This window comes from Chromobacterium indicum, assembly GCF_039708975.1.
In the GTDB taxonomy this organism is placed as follows: domain Bacteria; phylum Pseudomonadota; class Gammaproteobacteria; order Burkholderiales; family Chromobacteriaceae; genus Chromobacterium; species Chromobacterium piscinae.
On the sequence record NZ_JAYFSJ010000013.1, the window covers coordinates 1 to 17,287 of the forward strand.

15 protein-coding genes are annotated in these 17,287 nt (G+C 65.0%); 7 read left to right on the forward strand and 8 right to left on the reverse strand.

The window, feature by feature from the left end; genetic code table 11:
* Positions 1-301: 301 nt before the first annotated feature.
* The 5 genes from VA599_RS17405 to VA599_RS17425 form a co-directional block, all read right to left on the reverse strand.
* Positions 302-2,617 (reverse strand): Tex family protein, encoded by a 2,316-nt coding sequence (locus VA599_RS17405; protein WP_346789765.1) that lies wholly within the window; start codon positions 2,615-2,617, stop codon positions 302-304.
* A 59-nt stretch (positions 2,618-2,676) separates the two neighbouring features.
* A complete protein-coding gene (locus VA599_RS17410) occupies positions 2,677-3,033 on the reverse strand; it encodes a SpoIIAA family protein (protein WP_021478352.1) in 357 nt (118 codons plus the stop codon).
* A gap of 47 nt (positions 3,034-3,080) precedes the next feature.
* A complete protein-coding gene (locus VA599_RS17415) occupies positions 3,081-3,893 on the reverse strand; it encodes a DMT family transporter (protein WP_429838878.1) in 813 nt (270 codons plus the stop codon).
* 96 nt (positions 3,894-3,989) lie between these two features.
* Positions 3,990-4,514 (reverse strand): hypothetical protein, encoded by a 525-nt coding sequence (locus tag VA599_RS17420; protein WP_346789769.1) that lies wholly within the window; start codon positions 4,512-4,514, stop codon positions 3,990-3,992.
* 76 nt (positions 4,515-4,590) lie between these two features.
* A complete protein-coding gene (locus tag VA599_RS17425; RefSeq protein WP_346789771.1) occupies positions 4,591-5,700 on the reverse strand; it encodes an aromatic ring-hydroxylating oxygenase subunit alpha in 1,110 nt (369 codons plus the stop codon).
* Positions 5,701-6,323: 623 nt separating this feature from the next.
* Here VA599_RS17425 and VA599_RS17430 point away from each other — a divergent pair.
* Positions 6,324-7,517: an acetate kinase gene (locus VA599_RS17430; protein ID WP_346789772.1), complete on the forward strand. Its 1,194-nt coding sequence runs from the start codon at positions 6,324-6,326 to the stop codon at positions 7,515-7,517.
* Positions 7,518-7,532: 15 nt separating this feature from the next.
* On the forward strand, positions 7,533-9,614 hold the full coding sequence (gene pta / locus VA599_RS17435) for a phosphate acetyltransferase (protein ID WP_021478347.1): 2,082 nt from the start codon (positions 7,533-7,535) through the stop codon (positions 9,612-9,614).
* 60 nt (positions 9,615-9,674) lie between these two features.
* Here the strand turns inward: pta and VA599_RS17440 are convergent, their stop codons facing one another.
* Complete coding sequence (locus tag VA599_RS17440) at positions 9,675-10,472, reverse strand: Cof-type HAD-IIB family hydrolase (RefSeq protein ID WP_346789773.1); 798 nt, start codon at positions 10,470-10,472, stop codon at positions 9,675-9,677.
* Between the two features lie 155 nt (positions 10,473-10,627).
* On the opposite strand from VA599_RS17440, the gene VA599_RS17445 reads away from it, so the two are divergent.
* The 4 genes from VA599_RS17445 to VA599_RS17460 all read left to right on the forward strand — a co-directional run bounded on the left by VA599_RS17445 (position 10,628) and on the right by VA599_RS17460 (position 14,339).
* Positions 10,628-11,410, forward strand: a complete 783-nt coding sequence (locus VA599_RS17445; RefSeq protein WP_346789774.1) for a DeoR/GlpR family DNA-binding transcription regulator — start codon at positions 10,628-10,630, stop codon at positions 11,408-11,410.
* Between the two features lie 131 nt (positions 11,411-11,541).
* Positions 11,542-13,047 (forward strand): methyl-accepting chemotaxis protein, encoded by a 1,506-nt coding sequence (locus VA599_RS17450; protein ID WP_346789775.1) that lies wholly within the window; start codon positions 11,542-11,544, stop codon positions 13,045-13,047.
* Between the two features lie 165 nt (positions 13,048-13,212).
* Positions 13,213-14,109 (forward strand): hypothetical protein, encoded by an 897-nt coding sequence (locus tag VA599_RS17455; protein ID WP_346789776.1) that lies wholly within the window; start codon positions 13,213-13,215, stop codon positions 14,107-14,109.
* 107 nt (positions 14,110-14,216) lie between these two features.
* Positions 14,217-14,339: a hypothetical protein gene (locus tag VA599_RS17460; protein WP_346789777.1), complete on the forward strand. Its 123-nt coding sequence runs from the start codon at positions 14,217-14,219 to the stop codon at positions 14,337-14,339.
* Between the two features lie 59 nt (positions 14,340-14,398).
* On the opposite strand, the gene VA599_RS17465 is transcribed toward VA599_RS17460, so the two are convergent.
* Together VA599_RS17465 and VA599_RS17470 are read right to left on the reverse strand one after the other, a co-directional pair.
* The gene (locus VA599_RS17465; protein ID WP_346789778.1) at positions 14,399-14,863 is read right to left on the reverse strand and encodes a carboxymuconolactone decarboxylase family protein; all 465 of its coding nucleotides are present in this window, start codon (positions 14,861-14,863) and stop codon (positions 14,399-14,401) included.
* A 40-nt stretch (positions 14,864-14,903) separates the two neighbouring features.
* Positions 14,904-15,752, reverse strand: a complete 849-nt coding sequence (locus VA599_RS17470) for an isocitrate lyase/PEP mutase family protein (RefSeq protein WP_346789779.1) — start codon at positions 15,750-15,752, stop codon at positions 14,904-14,906.
* A gap of 62 nt (positions 15,753-15,814) precedes the next feature.
* Between VA599_RS17470 and pdxR the strand changes: the two genes are divergently transcribed.
* The gene (gene pdxR / locus VA599_RS17475; RefSeq protein ID WP_346789780.1) at positions 15,815-17,275 is read left to right on the forward strand and encodes a MocR-like pyridoxine biosynthesis transcription factor PdxR; all 1,461 of its coding nucleotides are present in this window, start codon (positions 15,815-15,817) and stop codon (positions 17,273-17,275) included.
* The last annotated feature ends 12 nt before the right edge of the window (positions 17,276-17,287 follow it).

The window sequence follows — 17,287 nt, forward strand, 5'->3', positions numbered from 1 at the left end:
CGTCGTCATCACCGGAACCGTTTCGTTTCCGCTGTTTCGTTCGCTGCGTCAGCTGAGGAGGCGAACTATACGCCCGGACCCCTGACCCGTCAACACCTTTTGCGAGAAAAAGCAGGAAAATTCATCTCCAAACCACCCAATCGCAAACAAGCCCATGATCTGGCTGAAGATATGAACAGGGGGTATTTGCAAAAGCCCTCAACAAAGCTGATGGCAACTTGCTTCACTCCCATCGCCACAAGCAAAAACAAACAGGCCGGCGTTCCCGCCGGCCTGTTCAAACACATCTATATAGTCAAACTCAGTTCTTGCGCAGCTTGGCGAAGGCTGCGGCCATCGCGGTATCGCCCTGCGGCGCGGAAGACTGGCCGCGCGGCAAGCGCGGACGGTTGTCGGAGCGGGATTCGCTTCGGCCGCCTCGGCTATTGCCGGAGCCAATCTCGTCATCCAGCCGCATCGTCAACGCAATGCGCTTGCGCGCCACGTCCACCTCCAGCACTTTCACCTTGACCACGTCGCCGGCCTTGACCACCTTGCGCGGATCATCGATGAACTTGTTGGACAGCGCCGAGATGTGGACCAGGCCGTCCTGGTGCACGCCGATGTCGACGAAGGCGCCGAAGTTGGCGACGTTGGTAACCACCCCCTCCAGCACCATGCCCGGCTGCAGATGCTTGATGTCCTCGACGCCATCCTGGAAGGTGGCGGTCTTGAATTCCGGACGCGGATCTCGGCCCGGCTTGTCCAGCTCCTTGAGGATATCCATCACCGTCGGCAAGCCGAAGCGCTCATCGGTGTAATCGGTGGCGCGCACCGACTTCAGGAAAGCGGAGTCGCCGATCAGGGTCTTCACGTCTCGGCCAGCCTTGGCCACGATTTTCTCCACCACCGGGTAGGCCTCCGGGTGCACCGACGATGCATCCAACGGGTTGTCGCCGCCGGCGATGCGCAGGAAGCCGGCAGCCTGCTCGAAGGTCTTGTCGCCCAGGCGCGGCACTTTCAGCAATTCCTTGCGAGTGCGGAAGGCGCCATTCTGGTCTCGATAGGAGACGATATTGGATGCCAGCGTGGCATTAAGGCCGGAGATGCGGGTCAGCAGCGGCACCGAGGCGGTGTTGACGTCAACGCCCACCGCGTTCACACAATCCTCCACCACGCCATCCAGCGCGCGGGCCAGTTGGCTCTGATTGACGTCATGTTGGTACTGGCCGACGCCGATGGATTTGGGGTCGATCTTCACCAACTCGGCCAACGGGTCCTGCAGGCGGCGGGCGATGGACACCGCGCCGCGCAGGCTGACATCCATATCCGGAAATTCCTTGGCCGCCAGCTCAGACGCCGAATACACCGAGGCGCCGGCCTCCGACACCACGATCTTGGTCATACCCAATTGCGGGAAGGCCTTGATCAGGTCCTGGGCCAGCTTGTCGGTTTCGCGGCTGGCGGTGCCGTTGCCGATGGAAATCAAATCCACCTTGTGGCGCACGCACAGCGCGCCGAGGATGGCGATGGATTTGTCCCATTCGCGGCGCGGCTCGTGCGGGTAGATGGCGGTGGTGTCCAGCACCTTGCCGGTATCGTCGACCACAGCCACCTTGCAGCCGGTGCGCAGGCCCGGGTCCAGGCCCAGCGTCGCGCGGCGGCCGGCCGGCGCGGCCAGCAGCAGATCGTGCAGGTTGGCGGCGAACACCTTGATCGCCTCGCCGTCGGCGGCGTCTTTCAACCGCGACACCAGCTCCAGCTCCAGCGACAGGAAGATCTTGGCGCGCCAGCACAGGCGCACGCCGTCCAACAGCCACTTGTCGGCCGCGCGGCCGGCATCCTTGACGCCGAAACGGGCGGCGATCAGCATTTCATAAGACGAGCGCTCGGTGATCGGCGTTTCGTCCGGCTGGTATTTCAGCGCGACGCTCAGCACGCCCTCGTTGCGGCCGCGCAAGAGCGCCAGCGCGCGATGCGACGGCATCGCCTTGATGTGTTCGCGATGATCGAAGTAGTCGGAGAACTTGGCGCCTTCGTTTTCCTTGCCCGCCACCACGGCGGCGGCCAGTTCGCCCTCGTTCCACAGCTTTTCGCGCAGCTGGCCCAAGAGCTCGGCATCCTCGGCGAAGCGCTCAATCAGGATGGCGCGCGCGCCGTCCAATGCCGCTTTGACATCGGCGACACCACCGGCTTCGGCGTTGAGGTAGGTTTCTGCCAGCGCGTTCGGATCCTGAGACGGATCGGCCAGCAGGCTGTCGGCCAACGGCTCCAAGCCGGCTTCGCGGGCGATCTGCGCCTTGGTTCGGCGCTTGGGCTTGTAGGGGAGGTACAGGTCTTCCAGCGTGGTCTTGTTGTCGCTGGCGTAGAGGGCCGCTTCCAGTTCCGGGGTGAGCTTGCCCTGCTCGGCGATGCTCTTGAGGATGCTGTCGCGGCGGTCGTCCATCTCGCGCAGGTAGACCAGGCGTTCGGCCAGCGTGCGCAGCTGGGTATCGTCCAGACCGCCGGTGACTTCCTTGCGGTAACGGGCGATGAAGGGAACGGTGGCGCCGCCGTCGATCAACTCGACGGTGGCCGCCACCTGGGATTCGCGGACGGCAAGCTCAGCCGCCAGGCGGCTGGAAAGGCTTTTCAGCATCGGCTTTTATTCTTTCGCGTCGAACAAAAACCGCTACTGTACCGCCATCCGCCGCAAAATCAAGCCGCGACGGGACGCGCCAGCCAGGCCTGCGCTTCTTCTATCAGATCGAAATACTGCACATGGGTGTGGGACAGCAGGCCGGCGATGTGGGTGGCCAGGCGTATCCACACGTCGCCGACAACGATGGCGACGCGGCCCAGCTTTTCCTCATGCGCGCGCATGAAGCGCACCTCCTCCATCGCCATGTCCAGCGTGAAGTCTTTCAGTTCGGTCAGGTCCAGCAACATGTCCGGTTTGTCGCGCTCTTCCAGCCGCTTGAGCAAGGCCTGCTCCAGCAGCTGGAAATCGGCCAGCGTGAACTCGTTGAACAAAGCCACATCCAGGCCATAATCCTGCTCACGGATCGAGATCATTTGCTTCTCCACTCCTGTTTGATTGTCGCAAGCGCTTTGACTGTATTCTAGCGCCGTCCAGCCAACATGCCGCTGACCACGATCAAGCCCATCGCCAGCAGCGAATCCGCCGTCAACGCATCACCCCACACCAGCGCGCCCAGCAGGCAGGAAAACACCACGGTCAGATAGGACAGATTGGCCGCAGTCAATTTGCGCCCCACCTTGTAGGCGCGGGTCATCGCCAGTTGCGCCAGCGTGGCGGTCGCGCCGACGCCCAGCAGCAAGCCCACATTGCCCAGCGTCACCGGGTGCCAACGCTCGAAACACATCAGCAGCAGGCCGCCGACGGTGGAAATCAACGCGAAATAGAACACCACCCGCCATTCGGCCTCGCCCTGCCGCCCCAGCTCTCGCACATGCAGGTAAGACCAGCCGGCCAGAAAACCGGAAGCCAGCCCCAGCAGGCCCGCGAACCAGACGTCGCCGGACAAGGTCGGCTTCAGCAGCAATACCACGCCGACGAAGCCCAGCGCCAGCCCGCCCAGCGCCTGCGCCGGCAGCCGCTCGCGCAACAGCGCGACGGACAGCAAGGCCAGAAACATTGGCGAGGTGTAGGTCAACGTCGACGCCGTCGCCAACGGCAGGTGGGCAATGGCGTAAAACGACATCAGCAGCGAGGTGTAGCCGATCACGCCGCGCTGCAGATGATAGCGCAGCAGCGGGGTGGCGAAGCGCTCCCGCCGCCACAGCGCAGCCCCACCCAACGTCAGCACGCCGATCAAGGTGCGCCAGAACACCAGCTCCGTCGACGAGAAATGCTCCGCGCCCAGCTTGACGAACAAGCCCATCAGGGCGAAAAACACCGCGGCCACCACCATCCAGCCGGAACCCAGGCGAAAACCCGCCAACCTGCAACGCACAAGCACTTTCTTGCCTTCCCTGCTGCGCGGCCCGCGGGCCGCGATTGCATACTCTTATTTCTTGGCCAAAGCCACGCTCAGACAAATGGACTCCATCTGGCGGCGATAGGTCTTGAACTCCGACGCGTTGGCGGTGCAGCGCGCCTCCAGCAGCCGGTTCTTGTCCACCAACTGGATCACATGCAGATTATGGCGCACGATCCACAGCCGGTTGGACACGAAGCGGCCGTCGCGATACTCGGTGATCAGGCGGCCCGCCTTCTGGTTGACGCGGACGAAGTTGGCCGCCTCGCGGTCGCCGTCCTCCTGGCGGAACATCGCCGACAATCGCGGCAGCGTATCGCTGCGTCCCGGCTTGCGCACGCCGATCTGCACCTCGATGGCGGCGCGCTCGCGCTGGTCGGCCTTGGGCGGAATCACCTTCAGCACCCGAACCCGATTGGCGACGCTGGCGCGCACCTTCCAGCCAGGCGGCAGCGTGAAGCGCGCCTTGCTGACCGGATCGGCGTAAGTGGCCGCCAGCGCGAGCGGACTGGCCAGCAGCGCGCCCAGCACCAACATGCGGAAAATTGCGGACATGATCTTGGCCGATGGGAGGATAAAAAAAGGCGCGGAATCTCCCGCGCCCCTGCATTATGGCATTTAACTTGCCTATTCAGCCAGCCAATGCCGCGCCCATCAGGCGTCGATAATACTCATGGAAGTGCTGCATGCCTTCCTCGGTCGGGGACTGGTACGGGCCCACCTCGTTGACGCCGGCCATCCACAGCGCCTTGCGGCCTTCGTGCATGCGGATGCAGATCTCGTCGTCTTCCTTGGCGGTTTCGAAGTAGGCGGCCTGCTCGGCCTCGATGAACTCCGGCTCGAACCACACCACATCCTCCGGGTAGTAGAACTCGGTGATCACCGTGCACTTCTCCGGACCGCGCGGAATCACCACGCTGACCACCAGCACGTGCGGATACCACTCCACCATGATATTGGGGTAGTAGGTCAGCCAGATGGCGCCGAACTCGGGTTGCCGCTCCTCGTAGCGGCGGCGCACTTCCTCGTGCCACTTGCCGTATACCTTGGAGCCGGCGCGCGCCAGGCGGTTTTTCACGCCCACGGTCTGCACGTGGTAGCTGTCGCCCCACTCCCATTTCAGGTCGCCGCAATCGACGAAGTTGCCAAGGCCGGGGTGGAAGGGATCGACGTGGTAGTCCTCGGAGTACACTTCAATGAAGGTTTTCCAGTTGAAGTCGTACTCGGCGGACTGGGTCGAGTGGAAGGCATAGCCGTCGAAGGTCATATGCTTGGCGACGCCCAGCATCTCCAGATCGGCCGCCACATTGCGGCGGGCGTCGAACAGCAGGCCGTTCCAGCGTGCCAGCTTGGTCTGGCCCAGATTCAGGCATGGCGTTTCCGGGAAATGCGGCGCGCCCACCAGTTTGCCGCCGGCGTCGTAGGTCCAGCCGTGCAGATTGCAGACGATGTGATTGCCGTTGCCGCGGCCTTTGTAGATGACGGCCTGGCGATGGCGGCAGACGTTGGAGATCAGCTTGATCTCGCCGTCCACGTTCTTGAGCATCTTGCCGTGGCCCAGCCACTCCAGCGTGTGATAGTCGCCGGGATTGGGCGCCATCAGCTCATGGCCATAGTACTGCGGAGCGTCTGCGAACAGCAGCTCCTGCTCCTTGGCGTAGAACGCGGGATCAAAATAGGTATAAACGGGTAGCTGGGCTGCGGATGCTTGAAGCAGTTGAGCAGAAGCCAGATCAGACATTATTCCCACACCTCCGTGGAAGAAGATATAAGACCAGCCGAATCTCGCTCGGGACGAGTTTGCGGGACTATCAAAAACAATCAATCAAAACAAGGGGGAACCCTGTCTTACGAGGGCGGAATTATGCCCTCCCCCCTCCCCCGGGGCAAGCGTTAATTCTTTGTGACAATTCTGTTCAGACACGAACTTGTCGAGTGATATGCCCCTACCCCCTGTCAATGGCAAACAATCTGCATGGCGGTTAATTAAAATCAAAGACTTGCCAAGTTTAGTGCGCCGCAACATTAGAAGCCGTTAATTTATAGTGATATACTAGGCTCGACTTTGTTGCCACATCGACTGTCTGATTTTCGCCTTGACCAGGCCGGACTGCTCATCCGCCCGCCCCATGGCCCGGCTAAGGCCTTGATATGGCGAAGCGGATGGATCGATACGCCCCGGGATGCCCGGGCGCAACAACAGGCTGGCTAAACCGCCCGCCATGCGCTACCACACGGTAAGGAAACCGGCCGCGCGGCCCACCGGCCGCCGCCTCCGCTCCGGCAGCAAATTGGCTGCAAGCGCATCGCAGTGGATTATTTCACCGATTTCATCCTTTTTTTTCAAATTACATGTTCAAAGCTATGAATTCCAGCATCCTCGTCATCAATTGCGGCAGCTCCTCCCTGAAATTCGCGCTGATCGACAGCGCCAGCCATGAAGCGGTCATGACCGGCCTGGCCGAGAAACTGGGCCTGGCCGACGCCTGCATCACCTTCAAGCACGACGGCGGCAAGCAGACCGCCCTGCTGTCGGCTCCTGACCACGCCGCGGCCATGCACGCCATCATCGAAAAGCTGCAGCAAGTGTCGCTGCTGGACAGCGTGAAGGCCATCGGCCACCGCGTGGTGCACGGCGGCGAGCACTTCAAGCAATCCGCGCTGCTGGACGAAACCGCCATCGACGAGATCGAGCGCTGCATCAAGCTGGCGCCGCTGCACAATCCGGCGCACATCCTGGGCATCCGCACCGCGATCAAGGAATTCCCGAGCCTGCCGCAAGTGGCCGTGTTCGACACCTCCTTCCACCAGACCATGCCGGAGAAGGCCTACCTGTACGCGGTGCCGATGAAGCTGTACCGCGAGAACAGCCTGCGCCGCTACGGCATGCACGGCACCAGCTACCGCTTCGTGGCCGAAGAAGCCGCCAAGATGCTGGGCAAGCCGGCCGATGAAACCAGCCTGGTGATCGCCCACCTCGGCAACGGCGCGTCCATCTCCGCCATCCGCAACGGCAAGTGCGCCGACACCTCGATGGGCCTGACCCCGCTGGAAGGCCTGGTGATGGGCACCCGCTCCGGCGACATCGACCCCAGCGTGTTCGGCTACCTGGCCACCGAGCGCGGCATGGACATCACGTCCATCACCAATATGCTGAACAAGGAATCCGGCCTGTTGGGCCTGTCCGAGCTGTCCAACGACTGCCGCGAACTGGAAGAAGCCGCCGCCAAGGGCCACGAAGGCGCCAAGCGCGCGCTGGAAGTGTTCGCCTACCGCCTGGCCAAGTACGTGGCCTCGATGAGCGTGGGCGCCGGCCGCCTGGACGCCGTGGTGTTCACCGGCGGCATCGGCGAGAACTCCTCCTTCCTGCGCGCTGAAGTGATCAACCAGCTGGGCTTCCTGGGCCTGAAGCTGGACGCCGCCGCCAACGAAGCGTGCATCCGCGGCAAGGCCGGCCGCATCACCGCCGCCGATTCCGTGCCGGCGCTGGTGATCAACACCAATGAAGAACTGATGATCGCCATGGACACCGCCGAACTGGCCGGTCTGGCCAAGTAAGGAAGGCAAGCGATCATGCAGACATTCTTTCTTGCCCCCACCGGCTTCAACGCCGGCCTGACTTCGGTCACGCTGGGCGCGATCCGCTCGCTGGAACAGGCCGGCCTGCGCGTGGGCTTCGTCAAGCCCATCGCCCAGGACACCAAGGACGGCGAAGCCGAGCGCTCCACCCACTTCGCCCAGGCCATCTGCCGCCTGAACCCGCCGCAGCCGATCAGCATGGACCGCGTCGAGCACCTGCTGTCGCAAGGCCAGGTTGACCAGTTGATGGAAGAGGTGGTGAGCCTGTTCCAGCAAGCCTCGCAAAACGTGGACGTGGTGATCGTGGAGGGCCTGGTGCCCGACCAGAAGCAGGTGTTCTCCACCTTCCTCAACACCAAGATCGCCCGCAACCTGCAGGCCCAGACCATCCTGGTGAGCTCGGTCAAGGCGCTGAACGCGACGGAAATCGCCGAACAGCTGGAAATGAACATCCAGGCCTTCGGCGCGCAAACCGTGTCCGGCTACATCCTCAACCACGTGCTGCCTGGCGCCGACCGCGCCGAGCTGGCGCGCGAGGTGCAGGAATCCGGCAATCTGAAGAAAGCCGGCCTGCCGCTGCTGGGCGTGATCCCGTACCAGCAGGAACTGCTGGCGCCGCGCACCCAGGATGTGGCCCGCTATCTGAACGCCAATGTGGTGCACGCCGGCCAGCAAGCCAATCGCCGCGTGCGCAACATGGTGGTGGCCGCCCGCACCGCGCCCAACATCGTCAACCTGCTGAAGCCGGGCGCGCTGATCATCACCCCGGGCGAGCGCGAAGACGTGGTGATGGCCACCTCGATGGCCGCGATGAACGGCGTGCCGCTGGCCGGCCTGCTGCTGACCTGCGACTCCGAACCGGATCCGCGCATCCAGCAGCTGTGCCAGCAAGCCTTCACCGGCGGCTTGCCTGTGCTGGCCACCTCGCTGAACTCGATGGAAACCGCCAGCGCGCTGAACGCGATGAGCCACCAGGTGCCGTCCGACGACCTGGAGCGGATGGAAAAGGTGATCGAGCACGTCGCCGAATTCCTCGACGTGTCCACGCTGAAGCAGAGCGTCGGCGAGCCGCGCGAAATCCGCCTGCCGCCGCCGGCCTTCCGCTTCCAGCTGATGGAAAAGGCCCGCAAGGCCAACAAGCGCATCGTGCTGCCGGAAGGCAACGAGCCGCGCACCATCCAGGCCGCCGCCATCTGCCAGGAAAAAGGCATCGCCCGCTGCGTGCTCTTGGGCAACCGCGCCGAGATCCTGCAAGTGGCCGAAACCCAGGGCGTAACGCTGCCGGAATCGGTCGAGATCCTGGATCCGAACGAAATCCGCGGCCAGTACGTGGGACCGATGGTCGAGCTGCGCAAGGGCAAGGGCCTGAACGAACCGATGGCGCTGGCCCAGCTGGAAGACACCGTGGTGCTGGGCACCATGATGCTGGCGATGAACGAAGTGGACGGCCTGGTTTCCGGCGCCGTGCACACCACCGCCAACACCATCCGTCCGGCGCTGCAGCTGATCAAGACCGCTCCGGGCTCCAGCATTGTATCGTCCGTCTTCTTCATGCTGATGCCGGAACAGGTGTACGTGTACGGCGACTGCGCGGTGAACCCGGACCCGACCGCGGAACAGCTGGCCGACATCGCCATCCAGTCCGCCGACTCGGCCGTGGCCTTCGGCATCACCCCGCGCGTGGCGATGATCTCCTACTCCACCGGCTCGTCCGGCAGCGGCACCGACGTGGAAAAAGTGCGCGAAGCCACCCGCATCGCCCAGGAAAAACGCCCTGACCTGCTGATCGACGGCCCGATGCAGTACGACGCCGCCTCGGTGGAGTCCGTCGGCCGCCAGAAGGCCCCGGACAGCCAGGTCGCCGGCCGCGCCACCGTGTTCGTGTTCCCGGACCTGAACACCGGCAACACCACCTACAAGGCGGTGCAGCGCTCCGCCAACGTGGTGTCGGTGGGCCCGATGCTGCAAGGCCTGCGCAAGCCGGTCAACGACCTGTCGCGCGGCGCGCTGGTGGACGACATCGTCTACACCATCGCCCTGACTGCGCTGCAGGCGGAGCAGACCCCGGCAAGCTGATCGCCCCCGCGATCAAAACGAAAACGGCCCGCATGGGCCGTTTTTTTGTTTGGTCGGACATCAGGCAGGGCGTTGCTCTCGCTCCAACAGGCTGCGCAGCTGCCGCGCCACGCCCGCCTGGTCGTGGTCGCCTATCACCGGCGCGTCCGGCAGGCGGCGCTTCAACTCCGGATGCGCGTTGGCCATCACGTGCGGCAAGCCGGCCAGCGCCAGCATTTCCGCGTCGTTGAGGTTGTCGCCGAAGGCGGCGCAGTCTTCCGCGCCAATGCCCAGATGGTCGAGCAGACGGCGCAGCGCGCTGCCCTTGTGCACGCCCGGCGCCATCACCTCCAGATAACAGATGTGGGAATAAGTCATGGACACTTCATCGCCCAGCTCGCGGGCGATGTCGGCCTCCACTTCCTTCAACTGCTCCGGCGTGCCGCAAAAGATCACCTTGGACACGTCATCGGCCTGGAAGCCTGCCAGATCCTCGATTTCCGCCACTTCCCCGGTGTAATGGCTGAATTCGCGCCGGCTGTGGTAAGCCATGATGCAATCGTCGCGGTAGACGCCCAGCTCGGTCTCCCGGATCAGCTCCGGCCGCAGCAGCCTGGCCAGCAGCGACGGCGCCAGCCGGCTCTGATGCAGCAACGTCCCGTCCGCCAAGTGGATGCGCGCGCCGTTGGCGCTGATCACCGGCACCGGCGGCAGATCCCGCGGCCACAGCTTCCGTACTTGGCTTTCGTGCCGGCCGGTGGCGACGGCCAGGGCGATGCCTCGCTCGACCGCCACCTGCAAAGCGTCGCGCGTCTCGTCCGCCACCCGCGAGTCCTTGTCCAGCAGGGTGCCATCCAGATCGGAAACAATCAGTCGCATATCAGAATCTCCGTGTTCGCATCACCGAATTGTGCACGATCACGCAAAATCAGGCAAACAAACATGCACACTCCCGCGAAAAACCTGCCATTTCTTTGACTGCGTCTGCACGATCGTGCAACACTTCCGCCATTCCGTTTGACTTCGATTCCGCCATGTCCAAAGAACGCGCAAGCGCCAACCCGCCTTCCGGCCGCCATCAATACATCCGCGAGCAATTGCGGCTGCACGGCCGGGTTTACGCCGGCGAGCTGGCTGCGTCGCTCGGCGTGTCCGAGGATTCGATACGCCGCGATCTGCGCGAGCTGGCGGCGGACGGCGCCTGCCAGCGCGTGTATGGCGGCGCCATCGCGCTGACGCCGAATCGCCACGGTTTCCTGCAACGCCGCCACGAAAACACCGAGCGCAAGGCCCGGCTGGCCGCCGCCGCGGTGCGGCTGCTCAAGCCCGGCCAGTTCGTGTTCCTGGACGGCGGCACCACCAATCTGGAAATCGCCCGCGCCTTGCCGGAACAGCTGCCGCTGATGGTGGCCACCAACTCCATCCCGATCGCCGCCGCGCTGTTCGGCCAGAAGCAGCTGTCGGTGCTGGTGCTGGGCGGCAGCCTCAACCATCAAAGCGGCGACGCGCTGGGCACCACCGCCACCCGGATGCTGGACACGATGCGGCCGGACATCTGCTTTCTCGGCACGTGCTCGGTAGACGGCGAACTGGGCGTGGGCACGGTGATGGCCGACGAGGCCGCGTTCAAGCGCCATCTGGTCGAGCAATGCGGCCATACCGTGCTGGCCGTCACCAATGAAAAACTGGACACCGCCTCGCCCTTCATCGTCGCCCCGCTGGCCGACATCGGCACCCTGATCATCGAAGCCGACGCCGACCCCATCCGCCGCGCCCATCTAGAAGCCGGCGGCGCGCCTTTGCTGATCGCCGGCTGACGCCGGCCAGCCCATCGGCATATTGCCTCCAATCAAACATTTGTTTTAAAGTTCTGCACGGCGCGCGTCCTCGATAAAACCATTACAAATCAGCGCGCTTTGCAAACGGAACATCCTTTGGAGGGGAATCCATGTCGATACAAGCCATCACCGAATGGTTCATCCCGGACCATGTCCGGCAGATTCCGGAACAGGCGATACGCGCGCGCACCGTAGTCGGCGTCGGCTTGCTGGCCGGCCTGATGGCGCCGCTGTTCGCCATCGAATACCTGATGCTGGGCCATTACCCGATGGCCGAAGGCATCGCGCTGGGCGGACTGGGGCTGCTGTGCGGCCCGCTGCTGCTCCGGCTCAGCGGCGCGGTGCGCGCCACCGCCGAGTTCATCACCAGCTGCATGTACGCGATGGTGTGCTGGATGGTGTTCGTCAACGGCGGCATCCTGTCCACCAGCCTGATGTGGTTCGCCGCCATTCCGTTCACCGCCGTCTTCATCGCCACCCGCCGCTCCGGCATGTTCTGGCTGGCGATGTCGCTGGCCGCAGTGGGCATCATCATGTGGCTGTCCGGCATCGACGCCCTGCCCAAGAGCCCATTGCCGCATGAGGAGCTGCCCAAGCTGCAGGCCAAGTCGCTGGCCGGCTTGTCGCTGGTGGTGCTGGTGTTGGCGCTGGCCTTCGACAAGGCCAAGAGCAAGAGCTTCGAGAAACTGGAAACCGCCCGCGCCGAAGCCGAACGGGCCGGCGAGGCGCTGGCGCGGATGATGGAGCAGATCGGCCATTCGATCCGCGACGCCTCCGGCGCCAGCCGCCAGATCGCCGACAGCACCGGCAGCATGGCGCGCACCATGGCCGAACAGCGCGAGCGTTCCGAAGACATGGTCGTCGTCGCTCAACAGATGGCGGTGATCACCAGCCAGAACGCCGAACAGTCAACCACCGCCACGCTGCTGGCGCAAAACTCCGGCGAAGCCGCGCGCGAGGGCGGCAAGGCGATGAACCAGGCGGTGGACCAGCTGGGCCGCGCCGGCGAAGTGATAGGCCACGCCTCGAACCGGCTGGAAGAACTAGGCCAGCGCAGCGCCGAGGTCAGCGGCATCGTGCAGCTGATCCGCGACATCGCTGACCAGACCAATCTCTTGGCGCTGAACGCCGCGATCGAAGCGGCGCGCGCCGGCGAAACCGGCCGCGGCTTCGCGGTGGTGGCGGACGAGGTGAGGAAGCTGGCCGAGCGCACCCAGAACGCCACCAAGGACATCGAAAGCAAGATCCGGGTGATCGTCAACGGCACCAATGAGGCGCTGGTGGCGATGCGCGACGGCAACCAGCAGATGCAAGCCGGCCGCGACCACGCCCAAGACGCGCAGCGCAAGCTGTCCGGCATCATAGAGGGCGCCGGCGAGCTGGCCGGCCTGTTGCAGCAGGTGTCCCAGGCCGAGGCCAGCCAGAACCAGGGCTTCTCGCAGTTCGCAGGCGACATCGTCGCCGTCGGCGAATCCAGCCGCAGCCTGTCCGGCGAAACCCACAACATCGCCGAAGCGGTGCGCCGACTGGACGAACAAATGGACAAGCTGCACCAAGCGATAAGCCGGCAGGAGACGCCTTCGGCCGACGCCAGGCGCGAACCCAGTCTGAATTGACGTTTTAGCAGTACGTTCCGCCCCTCCTTGGCGGCGGGACGTCTCTATTCAACGCCGCCTGCTCCAAGCCAAACAGCAATCCGGCGGCACGCCCGAATTGACACCGCGCCGCGCCACCCCTAGCCTGCAACGCTTCTTTAGCCAAACCCACAGCCAAACGCCTGCATGCCTTCGCCATCCCATCGCAAACCATCCATCGCCTCGCAAGACCGCCTATTGCCGCTGTCAAACCGGCTTTTGCAAACGGCATCCTGCGATCTGATCGGCCAGGCCAATCTGAAACGGCTGCGCGCCATTCACCTGATCATCGGCGCGGTTACCGCGCTATTCGGCCTGCCGATGTTGTCCATGCCCTTGTTCCCGGATGTTCAAAACAAGCCAGCCGCCGGCATCCTGCTCAGCCTCTTCCTAGGCACCCTTGCGCTGGTCGCGGCATACGCCGCTCTCCGGCGCTGGCGGCATCCCCCTCATCATCAACTCAGCTTGAGCGACAAGGCCCTCCATTACAAAACCCCGTCCTCCTGGCTGCTGGATGGACCATCGCAAGAAAGCACCATCGCCTGGCGCGATATCGTCCCAGCCACAGACGGCCAGCCTGACGTGCGAACCGAATTCACCACCAGCAAAGCGATCACCCGGGATCTGGTCTTCTGGCATCGCGATGCCGAAGGCTCGGTCCGGATGCAGCGCATCCCGCTGCGAAGATTTTCCCGCGGAACCTTTCTCAACGGCGACGAGCTCAAACTCTCCCTGCTGTTGCGCCTGGCCTCGCGGTCCGATCTGCGGTTTGCTCCATCGGTATTCGTCAGCATGAGAATCGATCCAGCCAGCTGGCGCCCCATGAACAAGCCCATGCTCGCGCAAGGACTGGGCGTGTTGGCATCAATGGCGGTCCTCTTCGCCACCTTGTGTCATCTGGACGTCAGCGCTGGCGCATCCAGCTTGTTGCCCCTCTTGGCTACAATGCTGTGCTGCGGGGCAGTCTGCGCGCTGCTCTGGCACTTCTTGTTTCCGGAATGGCGCCATCCGATCCGATTTCAGCCCGTCGAAGCCGGCGACTGACTCCGCCAACCGCTCCAACGACATGTCCTTCAACAGAACGCCTACACCGCATCGGCCATAGGCCGGCTGAACGACAAGGTGGCGTACCGGCAGTTGGGCTCGTATCTGTGCGCGGGCTGAAATTTCACGCTGCCGGCGGCATCGCCGCGGCGCAGCAGAAGCTGGACCGCGACCTGGGCGGCACCCGCTTCCGTCTCAGCGCGGACATCGGCCTGAGCTACGCGTTCTGACGCGGAAAAGGCCTGCGCCGCCGATGGCGCAAGCCTCTTTAACTCCGGACAGACAGGCTTCAGAGCGCGTGCTGCCCCGGCTGGTAGCCGCCGGCCGGCGTGTTGCAGCCGATGGAAACGCGGTTCCAGCCATTGATCGCGACGATGGCCCAGGTCAGATCGACAATTTCCTTATCGTCGAAATGGCGCGCCAGCTCAGCCCGCAGCGCCTCTTCCGGATGCCCCGACGCCACCCGCGTCAACGCCTCGGCCCAGGCCAGCGCGGCGCGCTCGCGCTCGGTGTAGCACGACGCCTCGCGCCAGGCCGACAGCAGATACAAGCGCTGCTCGGTCTCGCCGGCGGCGCGCGCGTCCTTGGTATGCATGTCGATGCAGAAGGCGCAGCCGTTCAGCTGCGATACGCGGGTCTTCACCAGCTCGAGCAAGGCGTGGTCGATGCCGCAGCCGCGGATGTAGCGCTCCAGCGCCATCTGCGCCTGGTAGCCTTGCGATGCCAGCGTTGGGTAATCGATAAATCGGGACATAGTCGGTGCTCCTGTGAAAAATCTTGAATGGGGATGGGCGTCATCCGCGCGGCGCGAACAGCGCTTGGGCGTCGGGATAAGACAGAGAGGTGGCCAATGCCGACAGGTCGCCGTCATCCCACAACACCGCCGCCGTCTGGCTCAGCGCCTGCATCGCCACCAGCGCCGGACCGATGGCGGTGCTGACGCGCGCCACGCCGAGCGCGGACAGTTCGGCCAGGCCCGGCAAGCCGGGCATCGCGGCGGCGTTGACCGGCGCCGGCAGCGCCGCGCACAGCTTTGCCAGCAGCGCAGGATCGGACAGGCCCATGGGGAATACGCCGTCGGCGCCGCTGTCCAGGTACAGCCGCGCCCGCGCCAGCGTCTCGTCGAAACGGACTTCGGCCGGGCCTGCGCCATGCAGGAACAGATCGGTGCGGGCATTGATGAAGATGGGCACCTCCAGCGCGTCCGCGGCGGCGCGGGCGGCTTGCAAGCGCTCGCGCATCTCGTCCGCGTCGCGCAGAGAGAAGCGGCCCGCGGCGTCGTAACGGCCATCCTCCAGATTGACGCCAGCCGCGCCGGCGCGGACCACCGCGGCGACGGTGTCCGCCACCTGGGCCGGCGTATCACCGAAACCGTCTTCCAGATCCACGCTCAGCGGCGCCTGCAACACCCTGACGATGCGGGCGACGGCGGCCAGCAACTCTTCGCGCGGCAACTCGCCGCCGTCGCGATAGCCCAGCGACCACGCTACCGCGGCGCTGCTGGTGGCCAGTGCGGGGAAGCCGGCCTGCTCGAACACCCGGGCGCTCAAGGCGTCCCAGACAGTGGGCAACAGCAGCGGCCTTGAGCCCTGATGCAGGCGGCGGAAGGTCTGGGCGCGGCATACGGTATCGGCATGGTTCATCGGCATTCCTTGTCGGTTGGCGGTCATTTGGCTACCCGGCAAGATACCGGCGGGATGGTACAATGATGAGAGCCAAAAATCGTCAAAACGAGCAGGCCATGATTCCCGATGCCCTCCAGTTCGAATTGCTGCGCGGCCACGCGTCGCCGCTGCATCGCCAGCTCTATCTGCGCATCCGCGATGCCATCCTGGTCGGCCAGTTGCCGCCGGGCGCCCGCCTGCCGGCCACGCGGGTGCTGGCCGCCGACCTCGGCATCTCGCGCGGCACCGTCGATCAGGCCTACGGCCAATTGCTGGCGGAAGGCTTCCTGCTCAGCCGCGCCGCCGCCGGCACCGTGGTCCATCCCCAACTGGAGGCCCGACGCCTCGATCCATCGCCCCCCTCGGCGGCCGGTCCGACGCCAGTCCTGGCCGACTCGTCCGAGCCCGCCCCGCCACGGCCCTTCCAGCTCGGGCTGCCCGCGCTGGACGCCTTCCCGCGCAAGCTGTGGGCGCGGCTTGCCGGCCGCCGCGCCCGGGCCTTGTCGCTGACGGGGCTGAACTACCCGGACCCTGCGGGCTATCCGCCGCTGCGCGAGGCCATCGTCCGCCACCTGGCCCTGTTTCGCGGCATCCAGTGCTCCGCAGATCAGATATTCATCACCAGCGGCTTCCAGTCCGCGCTGGGGCTGGCGGTGCATGCCCTGCTGCGCCCCGGCGATCCGGTCTGGATGGAAGATCCCGGCTACTTTCGCGCCAGCGGCGCGCTGCGGCTGGCCGGCGCCAGGCTTGCCCCGGCGCCGGTGGATCGGGATGGATTGCGCGTGGATGAGGCGATCCGCCGCGCTCCCGACGCGCGAATGGCCTACTGCACGCCCTCCCATCATTCGCCGCTGGGCGTGGCCCTGTCGCTACCGCGCCGGCTCGAGCTGCTGGACTGGGCCGCGCGGCGGCAAGCCTGGATCGTCGAGGACGACTACGACGGCGAATTCCGCTACGACGGCCCGCCGCTGCCCGCCTTGAGAAGCCTGGACCGTTCCGGCCGGGTGCTCTACATCGGCAGCTTCAGCAAGACCCTGTTTCCCGGGCTGCGCCTGGGTTATCTGGTGGCGCCCGCCAGCGAGGCGGCGCGCTTCGCCGAGGCCTGCAATCTGCTCTCCCCAGCGCCGTCCATCCTTGATCAGGCGACGGCGGCCGATTTTCTCAGCCAGGGGCACTTCGCCCGCCACATCAAGCGGATGCGCGCGCTCTACGCCCAGCGCCGCGCCGCGCTGGCCGCCGCCTTGCAAGCCGAATGCGGCGCGCGGCTGCGGCTGGACGGCCAGGCAGTCGGCCTGCAACTGACCGCCTGGCTGCCCGACGGCGAAGACGACCGCGCCGCGGCGGCTCGCCTGAACGCCAGAGGCCTGGCCGGCCAGCCGCTGTCCGCCTTCAGCCTGGAGGGCGGCCATCCTCCGGCGCTGCTGCTGGGCTTCGCCAACGTGCCGGCCGAGCAGGCGCCCGCGCTGGCGCGGCGGCTCAGGGAGGCGCTGGACGCGCGCTAGGCATGGGACTAT